Genomic DNA, 19,834 nt, shown 5'->3' on the forward strand with positions numbered 1-19,834 from the left:
GCGGATATGAGGGAAGATCGGGTGGCGTCGCCCACGCTGGAAGACGTGGCACGGGCCGCCGGGGTCTCCCGCGCGACGGTATCCCGGGTGATCAACGGCATCCGCAACGTCGACCCGTCGATCCAGGAGGTGGTCCGCCGGGCCATCGCCGAGGTGGGCTACGTGCCCAACCGGGCGGCCCGCCAGCTGGTCACCGGCAAGACCGGCTCGATCGCCCTGATCGTCTCCGGCGCGGGCCAGTTCTTCGCCCGTGTCTTCACCGACCCCTTCTTCGGCCGTGTCGTCGAGGGCATCAGCGGCCACCTGCGCCCGCTCGGCGTCCACCTGGTGCTGATGCTGGCCGAGGCCGCCGACGCGCGGGCCCAGGTGGTCGACTACGTCCGGCAGGGCCACGTCGACGGCGCGATCCTGGTCACCACGCACGCCGACGACCCCCTCCCGGCGATGCTGGCCGAGTCGGGCACCCCCGTCGTCCTGTTCGCCCGCCCCGACCAGCCCATTCCCATCTCGTACGTCGACCTCGCCCACGGCGCCGGCGCGCGCATGGCCGCCGACCACCTCGTCGCGCGCGGGTGCGAACGCGTCGCCACCATCTCCGGCCCCCTCGACGTGCTCGCCTCGATGGAGCGCCTGTCGGGCTTCCGCGAGGCGATGGCCCGGCACGGCCACGCCTACGTGCCGAGCGTGGCCGGCAACTTCACCAAGGAGAGCGGCGAGGCGGCCATGACGCGGCTGCTGGAGGAGCACCCGCAGATCGACGGCCTGTTCGTCGCCAACGACCTGATGGCCCAGGGCGCCCTGGAGGTCGCCGCCGCCCGGGGCCTGCGCATCCCGGGCGACCTGCGGGTCGTCGGCTTCGACGACAGCACCGCCGCGCTGGCCTGCCGCCCGCCGCTGACGACCATAAGGCACCCGGTCGAGGACATGTCGGCGGAGATGTCCCGGCTCCTCCTCGCCCAGATCGAAGACCCGTCCCGCCGCCCGAAGTCGGTCATCTTCGAGCCGGAACTGGTCGTCCGCGAATCGGCCTAGCGGAACAGCCGGGCCGGGACCGAGTCGGCGATGGCCTGGTAGCCCGCCGGGTTGAAGTGCAGGTGGTCGCCGGTGTCGTACGCCGGGAGCAGCTGGCGCGGGTTCGCCGGGTCACGGGTGACCCTGTCGAAGTCGACGACGGCGTCGAACCGCCCGCTCGTGCGGATCCAGTGGTTGACCCTCTGCCGGGTGGCCTCGCGCAGGCCCGCCGGGTCGTCGTAGCCGGTGTTGCCGCCGAAGGCGGTGATCGTGGCGCCGTACACGCGGATGTCCTGGGCCTGGGCCCGGACGACGATCTGCTCGTAGGCGGCGATCAGGTCGGCGGCGACCTGGGCCTGGGCGGCCTCGGTCGCCTCGGCGGTGCCGATGTCGTTCACGCCCTCGAAGACCAGCAGCCAGGCCACGCCGCTGGTCGCCAGCACGTCGCGGTCGAGGCGGGCCAGCACGTTCGGGCCGAGGCCGTCGTTGAGCACCCGGTTGCCGCCCGCCGCCTGGTTCAGCACGGGGGTGTCGCGCAGCCGGTCGAACAGCAGGTCGGGCCAGCGGTTGTTGCCGTTCGTCGTCGAGCCGCGCCCGTCGGTCAGCGAGTCGCCGACCATCACGACGGCCTTCTCGTCCGAGACGGTCTCGACGCCGCTGAGGAAGTACCAGTGGTCGGTCGGCGTCGCACCCGGCAGTTCGGCGGCCGCGACGTGGTCACCGGCGAGCAGGTGCGAGGTCGTGCGCGACCCCGGGTGGGAGGTCACCAGGTTGGAGGCCTGGCCCTGCGCCAGGTACAGGGTGACCGTGAGGTTGGTCCCGGCGGCGACCGGGAAGTTCAGCGGGTCGGAGACGGCCTGCGCGCCGATCGGCACGCTGACCGAGGTCCGCCCCTGGAAGGTGACCGGCCGCGACGACCCGGGCCGGATCGCGGCCACCCCGGCCTGCCCGTTCGCCGGAAGCGCGACCGCGACCTTGGTGATGGGCAGCGCGACGCCGCCGAACGCGTTGGAGAACCGCAACCGCAGCTGCCTGCCGCCCGCCGTGACCCGGACGGTCTGCCGCAGCGTGGTGTCGTTCATGACCAGGTTCTCCTGGGTGAACGGCGCCGGGGGCAGGTTGTGCGGCTCGGTGAGCTGCGGCATCGACGTCCAGGTGTGCACCCAGTCGGGGCGACCCTGGCCGAGGGCGGGCGTCACCCCCAGCAGCGCGACGGCGAGCACCGTCACGACGAGTAACCGGACACGCTTCATCAAGGAACCTCCCGCTTGTCTGGGTGGCGCAGACCGCCGGGAGCGTTCTTGATCGGCCCGCGGGAGGCCTCAGTGTCAGGGGCGCGCAGACGGCCCGTCAATCTCCGCCGTCAAGCGCCGAGGTCGCCGCCGAAAGGTTCATCAGGGCTCGCGGCCGGGGCTCGGCCACGGGTTGGGCTTGCAGCCGCGCAGGGAGATCGTCTGCTGCACCATCACCGGGGCCGCGCGCCCCCGGCCGGGGCAGTCGCGGTGCCCGTGCCCGAGGCCGTGGCCGACCTCATGGCTGATCACGTACTTCCGGTAGAGGTCGAGGTCCTTGTACGTCTCGGCGCCGAACGCCCAGCGGCGCGCGTTGATGACCGCCCGGCGGCCGTTCCAGCAGGACAACTGGCCGAAGGTGCGCAGCGGGAGGCACTCGCGGTTGGTCGTGCCGGGAGTGGCGAGGGTGACCCGGAGCCGGGCCGAGCCCTTGGAGACCCGCTCGAACCGGCCCCACCCCCGGGGGTCGTTCAGGATCTCGTGGACGGCCGCCGCGAACGCGTCCACGTCGAAGGGCAGCCCCTTCTCGACCTCGACCATGTACCTGATGACCGGCGCCTTGCCCGTGCGGGCCTCGGCCCCGCCGGCGGCCGTGCGGAACGTGCCGGAGCCCTTCTCGGGCACCTTGACCTTCTTCGGCGGCGGCGGCGTCGGGGCGGGCGGCGGGATGTAGGGCAGCGTCGCGCGCGGCGCGGCTGGCGTCGGTGGTGGCACGGTCCCGACTTGGGCCACGGGCTCCGGGACCTCTTCGGAGGGCAGCGCGAAACCCCAGGTCACCGCGCCCACCACGACGATCCCGGCCGCCGCGTACAGAACACGGTGGTTCACGACCCTCCCAAAACGAACTGAACGTGATCATACGGGAGGAGATCATCCGCACAGTTACGGTTGGGGGGTATTGCTCGCCCTTTCTGGTGAATCGGGAGCGTACTTCCGATTTCCGAATTACAGTCGAGGCATCGGGAGGCATGGAGGACAGAGCGGGTGGAACGTTCCCCAGAGACGATCACCAACGACCTTTTAGCCGTCGTCACCCGAGAGCTCGGATACCGGGAGAAGCCCGGACAGCACACCAAATATGGCGCGTGGTACGCCCAGACCGTCAAGGATCCGCAGTACCGCAACGCCGCGTGGTGTGACATGTTCATCGCCTGGGCCGCGGACAAGGCCGGAGTCACCGACTACGTCGGCGCCTTCGCCTGGACGCCCTCACACGCGCGCTGGTTCGAACAGCGCCAGGCGTGGACGGACGAACCCGAGCCGGGGGCCCTGGTCTTCTTCGACTGGGCGGGCGGCGACGACATCAAGGGCATCGACCACGTCGGCATCGTCGAGAGGGTCGACGGCGGCAAGATCCACACCATCGAGGCCAACGTCGACAAGGTCTGGCTGAAGCGCAAGGTACGCGACGAGAGCAAGGTCGTCGGTTACGGCATCCCCCGGATGGTGAAGCCCGACCTGACGGTCGAACCGGCCGACGTGACACTGGCGTTACGGCCCGACGCGGTCAGCGCCAGCACGAGCCAGGCGGCGGGGGTCGACCCGGTCGCGGCGATGGCGACGGGGGTGCTGGTGGTGGCGGTGGGGGTGAGCCTCATCTTCGGCGGCTTCCATGTACGCAAGCTCGCCTTCTCGGTCGGCCGCCACCGCAGGGCGGCACCGCCGCCGGAGCCGTCCCCGGAACCGCAACCGGAGGAGCGGCCCCTGGCGGGGGCCGTGGCGATCAGGTCGTCGACGGCGCCGGGGGAGACGCCGCCGCCCCGCAGACGTGCCCGGCCGTACGCGTAGCCCTCGGCGGCGTCCGCACCTCTGGCAGTTCCTGGCGCGGGCGATCGATGCAAGGCGGGCGATGGGAAGTGACGGATGTCCGGATCGCCCTCCGACCGATCACGGGTGGCGGCCCGGCCGGCCGCTCCTGGTTCGTCATGCTTTCGTCCGGACCGCTCGCCGCCGCGCTCGGCAGCCTGTGCCGCGAACTCGCCGATTCGTATGGGCACACGACCTTCGGCTGGACCCTGGTAAAGCGCCGGCTCGTGCCGGAAGCCGCAGGGGGTTCGTGTTCACCGATCAAGGCCATATAGCTTCTGGGAAGCGCGGTGGTCACTGGGTGAAAGTTGTCACCGTGGCGCTCGACATTGAGCGCCACGAATTGCCGTATATCGGTTGCAGCAACGCCGCCTGCGGCAGTCCGGCGCGCCGACTGTCGTACCGGCCGAGATTCCCGGCCGAACCGCACCCTGGCCATGGGCGAGCACGCGGTCGCGACTTCGAAGACCTGGAAATTCCTGGCCGAACTCCGCCGCTGCCCGCACCGGGCCACCGCGTTCGTGCGGGCGATCCGGAGGGCTCACTGATGTGATCGGCGCGGGTGGATCGCTCTGGACGACCGCATGCGACCGTCACTTTCTCCATCTGCGGTTGTGAATCACCCGTCCGCGTTCCCGCAGGAATAAGATCGGTCCATCCGGACCGCAGGGGTGCCCATGGATCTTGATCTCGGGCTCGTGGCCAATTTCTTGGTGCTCATCGAGGAAAAGCATTTCGGGCGTGCCGCAATTCGCCTCCACATGACCTCATCGGCACTGAGTAAGCGCATTAAGCGCCTGGAACGGCAGGTCGGGGCCGACCTCATAGAACACGATCCCGGCGGTGTGTTCGCGGTCACCCCGGCAGGGCGGCGGTTCGCGGCCGACGCCGTGCCGCTGATCGCCTGGGCCGACGCCGCCCGTGCGAACGCCAGGACCACGCCGACCCGCCACACGGTGCGGCTCGGCGTCCCGGCGGGCACGATGGCGATCCTCAGTAAGGTCGACCTGGGGGGCGTCACGCGGGAGGTCCGCCGCAGCTTCCCCGAAGCCCATCTGGTCCGTCAGGACGTCGCATTCACCGAACTCGCCACCTGCCTGCCCGACCGTCAGGTGGACCTCCTCTGGACGTTCGCTCCCGTGCGGCACCCCGTCGTCGACACCTGCCCGTTGCCCCTCAGCGCCCCACGCGTCGGCGTGGTCCCCGCCCGGCATGCCCTCGCCGATGCCGGGACGATGAAGGTGGAGGACTTCAGCGAGCAGCCGATCCTCTACAACCCGATCTGCCCCGAAGAGTGGATGAGCCAGTTCTGGCTCGGCGACGTCAGGCCGCGCCGGGAGGCGCGTCTGGTCGAGACCTACGCTCAGAGTTTCACCGGAGTCCTGCGCCACGCCTCCGGCGGGACGGCTGTGATCGCGACCGTTCTCGAAGTGAAACCGCTGCTGGGCGCCGCGTTCCGCCCCATCGAACTGACCGGCGCCGCCCCCGTGGACTTCCACCTCGCCCGCCGCCGCACTGATCGGCACGGCGCCGTCGACGCCTTCTGGAAGGCCTTCCAGGGCGTCAGCCCCCGCTGAGTAGCCGGCCCGCGAACCATTCCGTTGCGGGCTGTCGCCCCCGCACCGGATGTCTGAGCGTCATTCCCTCCGCTCCACCGCACGGGCACGGCTTTCGGCCACGCGGTTCGCAGAACCTGGCGATGAACGTCCGGCGGCTGTCAAGACCCGATTCCTCATCGGAACGAGGAGACGGCGCGCTCCACCGCTGCCGATAGAACGGAAGCACCCGATCCAGGGCTGCGTGGATCGCTGGGCCGAACGGAGAAGCCGACGCCTCGGGAGAGCGGAATGCCCGCTGAAAGACGTGCGGTGGTCATGCAGGCGTTCGCCACCGCGTGTTCGGACGCCCGGCCGCGCCGGAAACGTACGGCGACGTCCACGCGACCGGCGACCCCGAATGGGCCGCCAACGTGGAAGGCCCGCCCTACGAACTCGGGGCCACGGATCGCACCACTCGACACCTCCAGGAAACCCCGAAACTCATAGTCGACCGTGGTGGCGGTCGTTCGTGGCCACTGAACTTGTAAATCCCGTCGACCAGGACTGGCGGCCTTTCCGGGGTTCACCGATTTCGAAATCAGGTCCCGGAGCCGTGGTTGCCGCTCCAGGATCATATTGTGATACTGGGTGTTCCCCGATGAAGGGTGCAGCAGATGAATATCCGGATCTCCGTCGCCGCTTCGGACACCGATGAAGAGCTGAGATCCCTGTACACCTGGCTACGTGATGAGCCGGCCATTCGCGAAAACTGCCGTATCAGCCTCGACGGCAGAGGGATCGGTCCCGGAGAGATGGGCGAGATACTCGATGTCATCACATTGCTTGTAACCAGCGGCCTTCAACTTCCCGCCTTGGCTCAGACGCTCTCGGGCTGGGCGGCGACCCGCCGTAACCGGCCGACGGTGACCGTGAGCAGGGGTGATTTCCAGGTGGTGATCACCGGCGCGAACATCGATGAAGTGCTGGAGGTCCTCGACACCCTGGACGTCCGCGATCAAGGTTGACCCTTCGGGGCGTCCGGTCCCGGCGGGCAGATGTTCCGGGTAAATCTGTACACGCTTCAATGGGGGATATGGTCGGGCACGCTTTTCATTGCCGATGATCTCTCCTAAAGTTCTCGTATATATCTATCACTCGTAACAGGGTCGGGGGGCCGGAGGGGTGATCGGGTAGATGATCTGGCAGGGGAGCCGATGGAGCCGGGTGGCATCGTCAGGGAAACAGCAGTTCACCTCCAGGTGAACTCGCCGCGTAATGGCTGTTGGCCGATTTCACCGCCGGAGGCGGGCCCTGAATCCGCCGACCAGGGAATGACCGATGCGCCTGCCGGACCCTGAGAATTCCAACGCCGTGCTGGTGGGCGTGAGCACCTACCGGAACCGGCAGAAACTGCCTCCGCTGCCGTCGGTGGCCAACAACCTCACCGGTCTGGCCCGGGCGCTCACTCATCCGCGGACCGGCGGTCTTCCCACGGAACGTGTTCTGCTGCTCCGCGATACCCCCGACCCTTACTCCTTCCTCGAGAAGCTCAAGCCGATCGCCCACAGCACCAGAGACACCCTGCTGGTCTACTTCGCCGGGCACGGCAGCATCGGGCTCCGGAACGAGCTCCATCTGGATTTCGCGAACACCGACCCGGAGCCTTCGATCCTCCCGGCCTCCGCCCTGTCGATCAACACGCTCAGCGACCTCCTCCAGGAGAGCCCGGCCGCGAACCGCATCCTCATCCTCGACTGCTGCTACAGCGGCAGGGCGATTCGCGACATGGCCGGCCCGGTCGAAGAGCAGATCCTCAACGTGAGCGGCACCTACATCCTCACCGCGACCCCGGCCAACGCCCGCGCGCTCGCCCCCGTAGGCGAGCGGTACACGACCTTCACCGGAGAACTGTTGAATCTGCTCCGCGAAGGGGTGCCCGGCGAGGCGGAACTTCTCACTCTCGACCGGCTCTACGCCTGGCTGAACCACAACCTGGGCTCACGCTCCCTTCCGCTGCCCAGGCAACGCGGTGTCGACAGCACCGCCGTCCGGCTGGCCCTGACCCGCAATCCCGCCTTCCGCCACCCGGCGGCGCCCGCGGCGACGGCTACGCCGGAGGCCGGCCCAGAGCCGGTGTCCGCCGCCCGCGAAGGCGGCGGCGAACACCGCGACTCGCTTGATCAGCTCGATCGGCATCTGCTGCGCGGTGACACCGAGAGGGCCGATCGGTTGACCACGACGCTGGTGCTGGAAGCGGCGCGGCGCCGGGACGACGGGTGGATCTCCTCGGCTGCGGCGAAAGGGCTGCCGACGCATCTCCTCGAACAGATCGACGCGCGCTGGGCGGCCCACTCCGACCGGCGGCAGGGCTTCCGGATGCAGGCGGATCTGGTGCGGCCGGGCCGTGACACGTTCGCGCAGTTCGCCAAGGTGTCGGATGCGTTCGGCTGGCAGGTCTTCGCGGACGACGACGGCCCGGTCGGCCGTTACGAGGAGTTCGTCGCCCTGGGCGCCGGCGGCGGGCATGACGGCTTCTTCCCGACGCTCTACAACCCGGAGAACGAGCGGCGTCGCGACTGGCACGAACTGTGGTTCATGACCGTTCTGGCCGTTCATCGGCGATTCAGCGAGCTGAGCTTGCCAGGGAGGCGTTGATGTTGATCGTCCGGTTGCTGATGGTCGTGGTCGTCTTCGGGGGCCTGAAGATCCGCTACCAGGTTCCCGAAGGCAAGGTGGGCATCGTTTGGCGCTGGAGTCTCCGCACCGACTCGGAGTTCCCCAGCGTCACCCCAAGGGGCCTGCACGGCTGGCAGGCCGACACGATCACGGAAGGCCGCCGAGGGTGGCACATGCCCGGGGTGCACAAGGTCCATTACGTGCCCTGGACGGTCGTGCCGCCCGACCAGGTGGGACTGGTCACGGCCAAGGAAGGCCGCCGCCGGGGGCGGGGCCAGGTCGTCGGCGTCCTCAGCGACCAGGCGAGGGACGCGGTCGACGACTTCCAGAACGGGGCGGATTTCCTGCTCGGCGGCGGCTACCAAGGGCTTCAGGCGAGCGTCCTTCCCGGCGGTCAGCATTACGCGATCAACCCGCGCCTGTTCGACGTCACCTTCGCGCCGCGCACCGAGGTGCCCCAGGGGTCGATCGGGCTGGTGGTCGCCAAGGCGGGCCAGATCCCGTCGCACGACCGGCCGTTCTGCCGGCCCGTCGCCTGCGAGAACTTCCAGGACGGCGATGCCTTCCTGGCGGGCGGCGGGGAGCAGGGCAGGCAACTGGCGCTGCTGCCCGGCGGGGCCGTGTACGACATCAATCCCGTGCTCTTCGACGTGATCACCCGTAACAACGTCGACGCCCAGGGTGGCGGCCTGACGTCCGCGCACCTCGATCTGGTCGACATCCCGGCGGACCACGTCGGGGTCGTGATCACGTTGGCGGGCAAGATTTCGGGAGAACCGCTCGGACCCGTGGTGCCGGGACACTCCCAGTTCCGTGAACCGGCCGCTTTCCTGGCGGCAGGCGGGCACTTGGGCGTACAGCAGGAAACCCTCGGTGAGGGCGTCTACCAGCTCAATCCCTGGTTCGTGTCGGTGGTGACGGTGCCGACCCGGATGATCACCCTGGAGTGGAGCGTCAAGACCCCCTCCGACGCCGACAACTACGACGTCGAACTCGACCGGCTCACGGTCACGGTGCAGGGGTTCGCCGTGGAGATGGACCTCACCCAGACCCTGAAGATCCCCAGGGAGGCCGCCCCGAGACTGGTCAAGGAGTTCGGCGGCAAGCTGATATCGCCCGCGGGCGGCCTGGGCGGCCTGGTGAAGGACAGGAAGCCGGTCCAGCGTTTCGTCGAGCGTGTTCTCGGCGCAACCGTCACCAGTTATCTGAGCAGGGCCGCGTCGGAGACCACCATCGGGGAGTTCCTGTCCAGACACCGGGAGGTCAGTTCGAACCTCACCGATGAGGTGCGCAAGGCCCTGCGACGGCAGGGAGTCGAGCCGATCGACACGAGTCTGGGCCTGTTCCAGCCTGACGCCGAGCTCAAAGAGGAGCTGCAGAAGGAGGGCAAGGGGCAACTGGAGCTGGGGCGGTCCAGCCAGACCAAGGATCTCGCCACCAAGCAGGACGAGATCCACTCGATCACCAACAACCGGGTCAAGCGGGAACTCGCCAACAGCCTCGAGGTGCTGATCGAACAACTCGGCAGGGACAACGCGGTCGTGATCCAGATGATCGAGGCGATGAGCAACCTTCCGATGCCGTCCACGATCATGGGCGGCGACGTGTCGGGCCTTGTGCAGGCGCTCCCGTCGGCCCAGGTCGCCAAGCTGATCGACGGCCTGCGGGAACAGGCGGACAAGCGGGCGCTGCCGGGCGCGCACGCGAAGGCGCTCGGCGCCCCGAAGTTCGTGCTCAACCCCGACACCAAGGAGTTCGCGGTCGCCCTGGTGCTCTGTGAGGCCCGGTTGCGAGATCCCGGCCCGACGGGGCCTCCCCCCTCGAACCAGCAGATCGCCGACACGATCATGGAGCTGCTGAACTTCTCTCCGGGTCCGGGGGTCCGTGACCATTTCATCAGGGAAGTCGATCTCCAGCTGACGGCGGTACGCACCAGGATCCGCCGGGCCCGCCTGGTCCCCGCCACCCAGCAGCTGAAGACCGCCGCCTTCCCGGGGCTACTGCTCGACAACGCGGTGCTCGGCCCGCACCACCTGGCCTACCTGCAGGACCGCGACTGGCTCGACTACCAGGCTGCCGAGTGGCGGGAGGGCGTGTGACCGAGGAACCCGACGCCCGGGATCGGCTGCTCGCCGCGCTGGAACGCCAGCTGAGCGAGTTCCATCGTCGTTCCGCGCACCGTGAGGCCGTCATCGATCGCCTCCACGAGGAGAACAGGGTGCTGCGCGAGGGACTGCGCCGGTCGATCCTCGATCCCGTAGTGGCCGACCTGTTCCGCCTCCACGACGCCCTTCTCGGTGAGTCCGCGCGGCTGGCGGACGAACCCGCCGGGCCGAACTTCGCCGGCTTCGCCGACGAGACCGAGATCATCCTCGACCGTTGCGGCATGGAGGTGTTCGTCCCGCGTCCCGGTGATCCGTTCGAGCCGAACAGGCAGACCCCGGTGACCGTCGTGCCGACGGGCGACCCCGCCCTGCACAACACGGTCGAGCGGGTGCTGTCCACCGGGTTCACCGAACGGGAGACGGGCCGGATCCGTCGGACCGCCCGGGTCCGGGTCTGGCGGTTCGAGCGGTCCGACGACCTCCCCGAGGAGCACATCCGGCCATGACCACCTTCGGCATCGACCTCGGCACCACCTACTCCTGCATCGCCTACGTCGACGACTCGGGTCGGGCCGTGATCGCCAAGAACGCGGTCGGAGAGGACACCACCCCTTCGGTCGTCTACTTCGAGACCGCCGACAACGTGGTCGTCGGCCCCGAGGCCAAGAGATCGGCGCTGCTGGACCCCGACCGGGTCGTCTCCCTGGTCAAACGCAGCATGGGCCAGCGGCTCGACCTGGATTTCGACGGCGCGCGGCACACGCCGGAGTCGGTGTCCGCGATCATCCTGAGGGAACTGGCGCGGGCCGCCGCCGAGCAGACCCGGCTGGAGGTCCGCGACGTGGTGATCACCGTGCCCGCCCACTTCGGCGTCGCTGAACGGGAGGCCACCAGGAACGCGGGAAAGATCGCCGGACTGAACGTTCTCAACCTGGTTCCCGAACCGGTCGCCGCCGCCCTCCACTACGAGGCGATCACCGGCGCCGGCAATCGGACGATCTTCGTCTACGACCTCGGCGGCGGCACGTTCGACACCACCGTCCTCCGGATCGACGGCACGGAGATCAGCGTGGTGTGCACCGACGGCGACCACCGTCTCGGCGGCGCCGACTGGGATGCCCGCATCGTCGACCACCTCCTGTCCGAGTTCATGGACGCCAATCCGGAGTCGGCGGCCGACGGGAGCGAGGATTTCCTCCAAGGGCTCGCCATCGCCGCCGAGGAAATGAAGAAGGGACTGAGTTCCGCCCGCTCCCGCAGACACCACGTGCGCTTCGACGGCGAGGCGGCGAGGGTCGAGCTGAGCCGGGAGGAGTTCGAGGAACTCACCGCCGATCTGCTGGAGCGCACGTTCGAGATCACCCGGCGCACAGTCGGACTGGCGGCCGAGCGGGGTGTCACCGTCTTCGACGACGTGTTGCTGGTCGGCGGCGCCGGCCGGATGCCGGCGGTCGCGGCGGGCCTGCGGGAACAGTTCGGCTTCGAGGCCAAGCTGCACGACCCGGATCTGGCGGTGGCCAAGGGCGCGGCGCGATTCGCGCTCATCGAGTCGGTCAAGGTCAGGTTGCCCGGGGAGGACGCGTCCGACAACGCGGTGGTCTCCCAGGTCGCCGACCAGCTCGGCCTCGACGAAGCCGAGGTGCGGATGCTCGCGCGCAAGCGGATCACGACCGTGGTGCCCCGGGCCTTCGGCGTGAAGGTGCTGAAGTCGGGGCCGGGAGAAGCGGAGATCCACCAGATCGCCCATGTGCTCCAGGCCAACACCCCGCTGCCCGCTCACCTGGTTCCGCACCGGTTCCGCACGGTCTATCCGGACCAGACGGCGATCTTGGTGGAGATCTGGGAGCAGGCCGGGGCCGTCGCCTCCGCCGAGCTGCCCGACAACACCAAGATCGCTGAAGGTCTGGTCTCCGGGTTCCCGCCGCTGCCGGAACACTCCCCGCTGAACGTCACCTTCTCCATGGACGAGCTGGGCACGCTCCGCGTGCATGCGGTGGAGCTGACCACTGGCAAGGACCTGCGCTTGGAAGTCCGGATCGAGGGCCTGTCCGCCGCCGAGGTGGGCCTGGCCAGGGACACGGTCGCCCGCTACGACCTACGCGAATGATCGACGAGGCAGCCTACCGGCGAGACGTGCTGGATCCCGCGCACGCGAACGGCTCAACCCGGCCCGCGGATCTCTTCGTCCGTTACGGGCTCGACCCCCGGCGCCCGCTGGACGAGCCGCAGTTCCAGCAGCACGTCACCGACGTCGAGCGATACTGGCGCAGAATCGGGCGGCAGAAGCGTTACGGCAGGTTGGCGGAATCCCTGCTGGCCGGGCATCGCGAGCTGGTGGACGCGGGGGAACTGAGCTGGGCCGCCTTCGTCCGCCACCAGGAAACCCGCCTGGCGACGGCCCGGAGATCACTTGATCGCCGACTCGAGAACCTGGCGGCGAGCGGTCCCTGCGTGTCCGCCGCCACAGTCGCCCGCCTGGTCGCGCACACCGACGGCGCCTGCACGGCGGATTACGTCGCCGGGCGGCTGGCCCTGGCAGGGCTGCGCGTCGTCGATCCCCTGTGGGCGCTGCCGTCGGCCCCGCCGGGCCACGCCCTGCTCCGCGGGCATCTCCGGCTGCTCGGCGTCCGGTTCTCCCTCGACCTGGTGCTCGGAGCCCGGGAGCGCGAGTTCCGGTTCCGTCCCGGCTTCCAGGTGGACGGCTCTGGCCCGATCTCCGAGCTGATCCGCACGGCGCTGGAGCACAACCGCCGCAGGGCGAGGGACGAGCGGACGCCCGTCGTCGATGGGGTGCTCACCCTGCTGGAACGGGCGTCGCGCACGCCGGGCGCGCTCGACGAACTGCTGCTGTGGGAGCTCGCCGAGGTGCTGCGGCCATTGGCCGAATTCATGCCGACCAAGGAGGTCGCGGACGAGGCGACGTCGCTCGGCCTGGTCAGAAATGAGGCCGAGGAACTCGCTCTGGCCCTGCGCGAGCACCGAGCCGAACCCGTCGCGCGCCCTCAGGCGGAGGTCGAGGCCGCGCTTGCCGGCGGAGACCCGAGGGCGGCGCGACGACTGCTGGATCAGCTGCCGGAGGTGGAGGACGAGCTTCGCGAACGGGTCGAGGCCGCGCTGGCCCGCGTCGACGAGGCCCTGACGCGAGCCGGCAGGCTGGTCGACGAGGGCAGGTCCGAGGAGGCCGCCGAGGTGCTCTCCGCTGCGCGGCGGCTGGCGCCGGCCGACGAGTCGCTGGCCGGGCGGCTGGCGGCGATAGCGCCGCCCCCGGCCGTCGGTGTGGTGGCCGGAATCGAAGCCGGCCGGGCCGCCGTCTCCTGGACGTCGGGGGCCGCCCGGGTCGGCCCGGTCACGTACCGGGTGGTCCGGACCCTGACCGGCCCGGCCTCCTCTGCCTCGGCCGGAACGGTGGTCGCCGAGGTGACCGGCGTCAACGAAGCCGTCGACGGCACGCCGCCGCTCGCGGCCGATCTGTACTACACGGTGTTCGCCCGGAGGGAGGACGGTGTCTGGTCGGCGCCGTCGGCCGCGTCTGAGGTCCGGTTCGCGCCGGAGGTCGCGAACGTGATCGCGGTCGCGGATGAGCGGTCGATCCGGGTCTCCTGGCTGGCGCACCGTGACGCGGTGGACATCCGGGTGGTCCGGCTCGGCGACGGCAGGACCATCCCGGCCGGCATGAACGGCTTCACCGACCACGAGGCACGTCCCGGCGATACGCACCGATACCGGATTCAGGCCGTCTACACCCCGCCGTCAGGCGGCCGCCGGCTCACCCCGGGCGTTGAAGTGGCGGCCACTTCGCGGGAACGGCCGGCGCCGGTGTCCCGCCTCAGCGCCGTCCGGCAGGGTCCGGACTCGGTGATGCTCTCCTGGGAGCGGCCGAGAACGGGCCGGGTCGTCATCCGCGCCGGGCGGAACGCGCCCCCCTGGCGGGAGGGTGAGGCCCTGCGGCTCGGCGATGCCGACAGGTACGGCCGGGAACTGCCGGAATCCCCGCAGGTCACGGACGACGGACGGGTCACTCTGACCGCCGCCGTCGAGGCGGGCCCGGTTCACTTCGTCGCGGTGACCCTCGGAGACGGAGAGGCGGTCGCGGGTCCGGTCGCCGTCGTCCGCGCGGCCGATCCGGAACTCGGGCTGACCGCACGGCGCGTCGGTGATCAGGTGCGGCTGAACTGGGACTGGCCGCAGGACGCTGTCGCCGTCGAGGTGACGTGGAGCCCGTATTCCGGTACGGGTTTCGTCCTGGAGCTCACCCGCCGGGCCTTTCTCGCCGACGGGTGCGCGCTGTCCGTGGGGCCCGGCAGGGGATGGGCGGCGGTCAGGGTGATCCGGGAGGACCGCGCGACCTACGATTCCGCCCAATCCGCGGTTCAGGTGCCAGAAGCCCCGCCCCGGGTCGACTTCGAGTTCCGCCGCCGGGTGTTCCGGCCCGGTGTCGCGCTGTTGCGGCTGAGCGCCGAACGGCCTGTCCAGGTGCCCGAACTGATCGTCGTGCACGGCACCGGCCCGACGCTGCCGCTGCGGCCGAGCCAGGGCCGGATCGTGCACAGGGTGCCCCCGCAGCTGCTGAACCCCGGTTGGCCCTCGGAGAGCGAGATCATGGTCCCGAAGTCTCATCCGTCCTGGCTGGTGTGTTTCCCCGCCCACCCGGGCGACGGGGTGGCGCTGGTCCGGCGCCCGGGGAACTGGTGAGGCCCGTGTCCCTCGTCTGCCCGTACTGTTACGAGTCCTTCTCAAAGATCCTTTTCCGCTGCACCGGCCAGTTGGGCCCGACCGGCCGGAGGTGCGAGATGGGCCGCGACGAGCGGCTCTACGAGCGCTTCGGGCTGCAGGACGGGCTCCCGGTGACGGTGTTCCCGGCCGGATCGCGCTCGACGAGCGCCTTGTGCCCTGAGTGTGGATCTCAGACTCATCGCCGTATCTGCCCTTTGTGCCATAGCCAGCTTCCCCCGTACTTCGGGCAGATCCGCAGCGACCTGATCGCGATGATCGGTGCGAAGGAGAGTGGGAAGACCGTCTTCCTGACCGTTTTGCTGCACGAACTCGGCAACAGCGTCGCCCGAAGGTTCCGCCTCTCCGTCCAGGGTTCTGACGACCACACGCGCGACCAGCTCCGGCTGCACGGTAGCGGGCTCTACGGGGACGGCCGGTTGCCGTTCACGACCGTCAGCGCGGCGGCCCGGTACACCAGGCCTCTGGTTTTCAACGTGCAGCAGCCCGGCAACGGGCTGGTCGGCGGGCGGAGAGAGACGATCATGTCCTTCTTCGACACGGCGGGGGAAGATCTGAGCCTCCAGGAGAGCGTCGAGCTGAACACCCGCTACCTCGCCGCGGCAGGCGGCGTGATCCTGCTGCTCGATCCGCTGCGGATGCCCGGCGCGCGCAGGTTCACCTCGGGGCAGGACGTCGCAGCCGGTGTCCGTGGCGGCTTCGACACCCCGCTGAACATCCTGTCCCGGGTCACCGACCTGCTGCGCGTCACGAGCGGACGCGGCCCGGCCAAGAAGATCAGGGTGCCGATCGCCGTCGCCTTCTCCAAGCTGGACGCGCTGTGGGACTCCTTCGATCCGGGCAGCCCGCTGGCGCGCGAGCCCCACGACGGCAGGCCGGTGCTCGACCTGGACGACTGCACCGCCGTCCACGACCACGTACGGGCGCTGCTGTACGAGTGGGGCGAAGAACAGATCGACCAGCTGCTCGACGCCAACTACGAGCAGTACTCCTTTTTCGGGCTATCGGCTCTCGGCGGGCCGCCCCGTGAGGGCCGGGTGGTCGGCGCCGTTCGCCCCTATCGTGTCGAGGATCCGTTCCTCTGGCTGCTGGCCCAGTTCGGCGTCATTCCGGTCCGCTCCTCGAAACGGAGGAAACCGTGGCGGACATGACCTACCGGCAACTCCACTACACCTCCTGCGAGAAGGGGCTGACCGGCCGCTCGGGGTTCCAGTTCTCGGCGGCCACCCCCGGCACCTCCGCCGAGGCCATGCGCCGGGTGGAAGCCCTCGCCGGCTACGAGGCGCCCCGGTGGCTGGGGCCCGCGCCGACCCCCGGGCAGATCGCGGCCTGCCCGGTCAACCTCTGCTACATCCCCGGTGGACAACCGGTGATCGTCCGGGTCGTGTACGTCGGCGCCGACTACTCCGGCCGACTGGGGAACTACTTCGCGCACGCACTCGTCGCCGACCGCGCACCGGACGTGCTGCCGATCCAACTGTGGGGGGCCGGGATCTGGCGGGCGGCCCAGGCCGATCGGCCGGAGTTGCCACATCTCGACGGCCCGTTGTCGACCGGCCCGCTGACCCGGTCCCGGATCGACGAGTTTCTGCGGGACAACGGGGGTCTGCCGTTCCTGCCCGCATTGCTGACCGCCGTCGACCTCGCCGTCCACGAGGGCCGCCGGTCGGTCGTCATCCTTGACCGGGACGCCGACCGGGTGGCGTGCTGGATCGCGGCGATCTCCTATCTGCTGCCGCCGGCCACGGTGCGCGACATGTCGTTCGCCACCTACGAGCACCGCCCCCGGTTCAGCAGGCACCATGTGATCGGCACCGTGCCGGAGGCCGACTTCGCCGTCACTGACACGGCGCTCGAAAGCTTCTACGTCTTCGACTTCGTCGGGATGAGAGCCTCGGAGGTGCCGGCCGAGCCGCTCGCGCGGCACCTGGCCGGCGACCGCACGCTGGGAGCCGCGCCGTTGTGGGAGCGGGCGAGGACGCTGGCCGACGGATCAGAGCACCGGCTGGCCTCCTGGTATCCGGTGGTGCTGGCAGTCGACCTGCTCTCGGGGCGGCCGATCAGCGGGTCCGCCGCCGGGGTGCTGACACGCTGGCTCGTGCCGGCGCGATCCCGGCTGCCGGCGGCCGAGTTCGAGGCGCTCAGCCATGGCGTGCTCGGGGAGTCACGCCCGGACGCGGTCGCCGAGCTGGTCCTGCGGGACCTGGCGGCGTCGGGTCCCCGCGAGCTGACCGACTGGCTCGAACTGATCTCCCGGCATCGGGTCAGCTTGGATCCGCACACGCTCCGGCGGCTCGGCTTCGACCGAGTCGGTCCCTGGTTGCTGGACCGGGTGGAGCCCGAGATCGTGGGCGCGTCGCTGGCCGACCAGCCACTGATCCGGGACGGCGCACTGAGGTTCCTCGCCGCCGTCCCCGGAGAGCGGCTCCTCCCGGCTCTCGCCGCAGGGCTGAAGCACGACTCCGCACTACGCGATCTGGCCGGTCACCCCCGGCTTGCCGAGGCGATCACGCTGGTGGAGACGGCCGAGAGAGGGGAGCGGCCCGGCGGGAGTCTGCTGACGGTGGCCGGCGGGCTGCTCTCGGGGGAACTGCTCGGCTTTTTCTGGCGCGAACGCAAGTGGACGCTAGACGAGGCGGTCGCCGTGCTCGGAGAGGGCGCCGTCGCCGTCCGGGTGGCCCGGCCATGGCTGGAGTCGCTGATCGACGGCGGCCCGCACGACCACCCCGGAAACTACGCCCGATTGTGCCGCGCGCTGGAAGTCGCAGTCCAGCCGGACGAGGAGTACACCGAGCCGACGGTGAGCCGGCTCGCCGTCATGCACCGGGTTCTGGAGCGGGAGCACGTGTACCGCACGCCCGGCCGTGACTCGGCCCGCTACTCCGCCCTGGACGACCTGATCACCGGGTACGAGCACGAGTACCGGCCGGCGCGCGAGTACCTGCGGTTGCGGCTTCCCGCGTTGTTGCTGACCCTGCCACCGCGCATGGCGATCCGAGCCCTGCAATCCGCGCCGGGCGTCGTCCAGGCCGCTTTCGCCGACGCGGTCGACCACCTCTTGACGGGGCACGGCGAAGGCCGGCCGGTCGGCGCGGCGGCGGAACTGTTCGCCGTCGCGTGGCAGGCCCGCAGAGCCCTTCCCGAGCTGGCCCGTGCTGTGGAGGAACGCCTTGCGCTCACGCTCCGCGGGTGGCGGCGCAAAGACCTGGCGCAGGTCGGCCGACTGGTCGCCGACCTTGACGAAGGGCTCGAAGCCGCGTTCGAGTCATGGCGCCGAAGGCGTCTCGGGTGGTTGCCGCCGCCGGTCCGCAGGCTGGTTCGCCGACTCGGAGATCCCTGACGAGCGCGATCGTCTTCCTCCGCCCCGGGGTTCGAGACGTCGTCACGCGGCCCGGCTCTGAAGGGGACGAGCCGGATCCGATCACTGATCCAGAGCGGACCATCCGCCGGCGATGTCGGCTCGGCGGAGTCCTCCATCAGTATTCGCATGGCGCTCGGATGGAATTTTCGGCACTGACGAGGCGAGCGCGGGCTGGGTCCCCCGTGTGGTCGCTGTGGGGAGGGATCCGAGACCGTCGGTCTCCCTTCGGCCTTTCGGGTGGGGGACCGCGATCAAGGGGCTCCTAGAAGATACAGGTCAGGAGGTCACGAGATGGTGGGGCGCCAGGGATCCGAACCCTGAACCTACGGATTAAAGTTCGAGGCATTACTGCCGCCCAATGCCGCAGAATTTCAATTTCTATTGAGCCGCCCGGATTTGCCGCTGTCGAAGTGCCCCCTGGTGATGCGCGGTGTCGCCCCGTATCGCGTACCAATGAGCAACCACCGAGCAACCGTGAACTACCCGGCCGGGCTTTACCCGACCACAAGGACGTGGTGCTTAGTAGCTCCGGGAGCGGGCTCACGGCCCGCGAAGCCTGCCTGGCCTGAGCCTGCCCCACACTCGCAAGAACACCGTCGAAGGCGTCCGAGCCAAACTCAAACGCCTCGTCGGCCGGGATTTCGCCCCCGAACCCAGAACATGACTTTTCGCCGTCAAGGCATCAAGAACTAACGAAAAACCCTCTCAGATCTCTACATGGAGTCCCATGTGTCTCCGCCATCAAGCGACATGTCCGGCCGGCTTGCCGATTTCATGTCGCCCATGACCAGCCCCTAGGATCCAACACCCCGGCCACAAGGCTCCCGACTGATTGCGGCCACCGCTGATCTGTCAATCGTTTCGCTGGTCATGGGCGAAGCGCTCGCGCTGATGAGCGTTGCTCCAACGGCACCTGCCCTCCCACCTGGCAGATGTGGTGGATCGTCATCAGGCTGGTGGGTGCACCGCTCGTCGGGATCGTCTCGGTGGTGTGGCTGTCCAGGACCACGTGGCTCGATCCCTTCATGAAGGTCTTCTGCATCCTCGGGAGTGACCGCAACCGCACGGGCGCAGCCGATTCTGTTCGTGAAGGCGCTCGTTCCGGCTGAGGCACGCCGTTCACTGGGCGTCTGGTCGTAGCGGTGAGGCGCGCTGCCGTCGGCGTGCGCTGTAGCTCGAACCGGTGCAGGAGCACTCGTGTACGGCCTCTCCCAAGCATCGTCTCAGGGCTTTGCAACCTCGACGGTTCTGATCGCACTGATCGCGTCCGCAGCGCTGCTCGGCCACTTCGCCGTTCTCGAAAGCCGGAGCCGC

Annotated in this window: 15 protein-coding genes, 1 tRNA gene and 1 pseudogene; 14 read left to right on the plus strand and 3 right to left on the minus strand. The window is 69.5% G+C overall.

Features of this window, described 5'->3' with window-relative positions; translation table 11 throughout:
• Positions 1–6 precede the first annotated feature (6 nt).
• Positions 7–1,032, plus strand: coding sequence for a LacI family DNA-binding transcriptional regulator (locus AW271_RS04170; protein WP_062331935.1), 1,026 nt, complete (start codon positions 7–9; stop codon positions 1,030–1,032).
• Here the strand turns inward: AW271_RS04170 and AW271_RS04175 are convergent.
• Positions 1,029–2,264, minus strand: a complete 1,236-nt coding sequence (locus tag AW271_RS04175; RefSeq protein ID WP_062331937.1) for an SGNH/GDSL hydrolase family protein — start codon at positions 2,262–2,264, stop codon at positions 1,029–1,031. The two genes, AW271_RS04170 and AW271_RS04175, sit on opposite strands and share 4 nt — an antisense overlap.
• 141 nt (positions 2,265–2,405) lie before the next feature.
• Complete coding sequence (locus AW271_RS04180; protein ID WP_275935746.1) at positions 2,406–3,131, minus strand: DUF3152 domain-containing protein; 726 nt, start codon at positions 3,129–3,131, stop codon at positions 2,406–2,408.
• Between the two features lie 156 nt (positions 3,132–3,287).
• On the opposite strand from AW271_RS04180, the gene AW271_RS41370 reads away from it, so the two are divergent.
• The 12 genes and pseudogenes from AW271_RS41370 to AW271_RS04230 all read left to right on the plus strand — a co-directional run bounded on the left by AW271_RS41370 (position 3,288) and on the right by AW271_RS04230 (position 18,499).
• Positions 3,288–4,091, plus strand: a complete 804-nt coding sequence (locus AW271_RS41370) for a CHAP domain-containing protein (RefSeq protein ID WP_062331940.1) — start codon at positions 3,288–3,290, stop codon at positions 4,089–4,091.
• Between the two features lie 68 nt (positions 4,092–4,159).
• Complete coding sequence (locus AW271_RS39405; protein WP_157553886.1) at positions 4,160–4,384, plus strand: hypothetical protein; 225 nt, start codon at positions 4,160–4,162, stop codon at positions 4,382–4,384.
• Between the two features lie 150 nt (positions 4,385–4,534).
• Positions 4,535–4,657, plus strand: a pseudogene (locus AW271_RS43250) (IS5/IS1182 family transposase); the annotation flags it as partial.
• Positions 4,658–4,786: 129 nt separating this feature from the next.
• Positions 4,787–5,686 carry a LysR family transcriptional regulator gene (locus AW271_RS04190; RefSeq protein ID WP_083976055.1) on the plus strand — a complete coding sequence of 300 codons (900 nt, stop codon included), beginning with the start codon at positions 4,787–4,789 and terminating at the stop codon, positions 5,684–5,686.
• Between the two features lie 635 nt (positions 5,687–6,321).
• Positions 6,322–6,672 carry an effector-associated constant component EACC1 gene (locus AW271_RS04195; protein ID WP_157553887.1) on the plus strand — a complete coding sequence of 117 codons (351 nt, stop codon included), beginning with the start codon at positions 6,322–6,324 and terminating at the stop codon, positions 6,670–6,672.
• A gap of 313 nt (positions 6,673–6,985) precedes the next feature.
• Positions 6,986–8,302 (plus strand): caspase, EACC1-associated type, encoded by a 1,317-nt coding sequence (locus AW271_RS04200; RefSeq protein WP_083976057.1) that lies wholly within the window; start codon positions 6,986–6,988, stop codon positions 8,300–8,302.
• Positions 8,302–10,422 (plus strand): SPFH domain-containing protein, encoded by a 2,121-nt coding sequence (locus AW271_RS04205; protein ID WP_062331952.1) that lies wholly within the window; start codon positions 8,302–8,304, stop codon positions 10,420–10,422. Before AW271_RS04200 ends, AW271_RS04205 begins: the two co-directional genes overlap by 1 nt.
• The gene (locus AW271_RS04210) at positions 10,419–10,934 is read left to right on the plus strand and encodes a nucleotide exchange factor GrpE (RefSeq protein ID WP_062331955.1); all 516 of its coding nucleotides are present in this window, start codon (positions 10,419–10,421) and stop codon (positions 10,932–10,934) included. Before AW271_RS04205 ends, AW271_RS04210 begins: the two co-directional genes overlap by 4 nt.
• Positions 10,931–12,535, plus strand: a complete 1,605-nt coding sequence (locus tag AW271_RS04215) for an Hsp70 family protein (RefSeq protein ID WP_062331957.1) — start codon at positions 10,931–10,933, stop codon at positions 12,533–12,535. Before AW271_RS04210 ends, AW271_RS04215 begins: the two co-directional genes overlap by 4 nt.
• Positions 12,532–15,120: a hypothetical protein gene (locus tag AW271_RS04220; protein ID WP_062331960.1), complete on the plus strand. Its 2,589-nt coding sequence runs from the start codon at positions 12,532–12,534 to the stop codon at positions 15,118–15,120. Before AW271_RS04215 ends, AW271_RS04220 begins: the two co-directional genes overlap by 4 nt.
• Positions 15,121–15,218: 98 nt before the next feature.
• On the plus strand, positions 15,219–16,310 hold the full coding sequence (locus tag AW271_RS04225; RefSeq protein WP_245652914.1) for a hypothetical protein: 1,092 nt from the start codon (positions 15,219–15,221) through the stop codon (positions 16,308–16,310).
• A complete protein-coding gene (locus AW271_RS04230) occupies positions 16,307–18,499 on the plus strand; it encodes a GTPase-associated protein 1-related protein (RefSeq protein ID WP_245652944.1) in 2,193 nt (730 codons plus the stop codon). The genes AW271_RS04225 and AW271_RS04230 overlap by 4 nt, the downstream gene beginning before the upstream one ends.
• A 313-nt stretch (positions 18,500–18,812) precedes the next feature.
• Here AW271_RS04230 and AW271_RS39410 read toward each other — a convergent pair.
• Positions 18,813–18,937: transfer RNA gene (locus tag AW271_RS39410), tRNA-OTHER, on the minus strand.
• 515 nt (positions 18,938–19,452) lie between these two features.
• Here AW271_RS39410 and AW271_RS39415 point away from each other — a divergent pair.
• Positions 19,453–19,629: a hypothetical protein gene (locus AW271_RS39415; protein ID WP_157553889.1), complete on the plus strand. Its 177-nt coding sequence runs from the start codon at positions 19,453–19,455 to the stop codon at positions 19,627–19,629.
• Positions 19,630–19,834 lie beyond the last annotated feature (205 nt).

It is taken from the genome of Herbidospora sakaeratensis (assembly GCF_001570525.1).
GTDB lineage: Bacteria > Actinomycetota > Actinomycetes > Streptosporangiales > Streptosporangiaceae > Herbidospora > Herbidospora sakaeratensis.

Bases quoted from the DNA above. Each gene is read 5' to 3' on its own strand.
- AW271_RS04170 (WP_062331935.1), top strand. From the start codon at position 7: ATGAGGGAAGATCGGGTGGCGTCGCCCACGCTGGAAGACGTGGCACGG.
- AW271_RS04175 (WP_062331937.1), bottom strand. From the start codon at position 2,264: ATGAAGCGTGTCCGGTTACTCGTCGTGACGGTGCTCGCCGTCGCGCTG.
- AW271_RS04190 (WP_083976055.1), top strand. From the start codon at position 4,787: ATGGATCTTGATCTCGGGCTCGTGGCCAATTTCTTGGTGCTCATCGAG.
- AW271_RS04195 (WP_157553887.1), top strand. From the start codon at position 6,322: ATGAATATCCGGATCTCCGTCGCCGCTTCGGACACCGATGAAGAGCTG.
- AW271_RS04200 (WP_083976057.1), top strand. From the start codon at position 6,986: ATGCGCCTGCCGGACCCTGAGAATTCCAACGCCGTGCTGGTGGGCGTG.
- AW271_RS04205 (WP_062331952.1), top strand. From the start codon at position 8,302: ATGTTGATCGTCCGGTTGCTGATGGTCGTGGTCGTCTTCGGGGGCCTG.
- AW271_RS04215 (WP_062331957.1), top strand. From the start codon at position 10,931: ATGACCACCTTCGGCATCGACCTCGGCACCACCTACTCCTGCATCGCC.
- AW271_RS04220 (WP_062331960.1), top strand. From the start codon at position 12,532: ATGATCGACGAGGCAGCCTACCGGCGAGACGTGCTGGATCCCGCGCAC.
- AW271_RS04225 (WP_245652914.1), top strand. From the start codon at position 15,219: ATGGGCCGCGACGAGCGGCTCTACGAGCGCTTCGGGCTGCAGGACGGG.
- AW271_RS04230 (WP_245652944.1), top strand. From the start codon at position 16,307: ATGACCTACCGGCAACTCCACTACACCTCCTGCGAGAAGGGGCTGACC.
- AW271_RS39415 (WP_157553889.1), top strand. From the start codon at position 19,453: ATGTGGTGGATCGTCATCAGGCTGGTGGGTGCACCGCTCGTCGGGATC.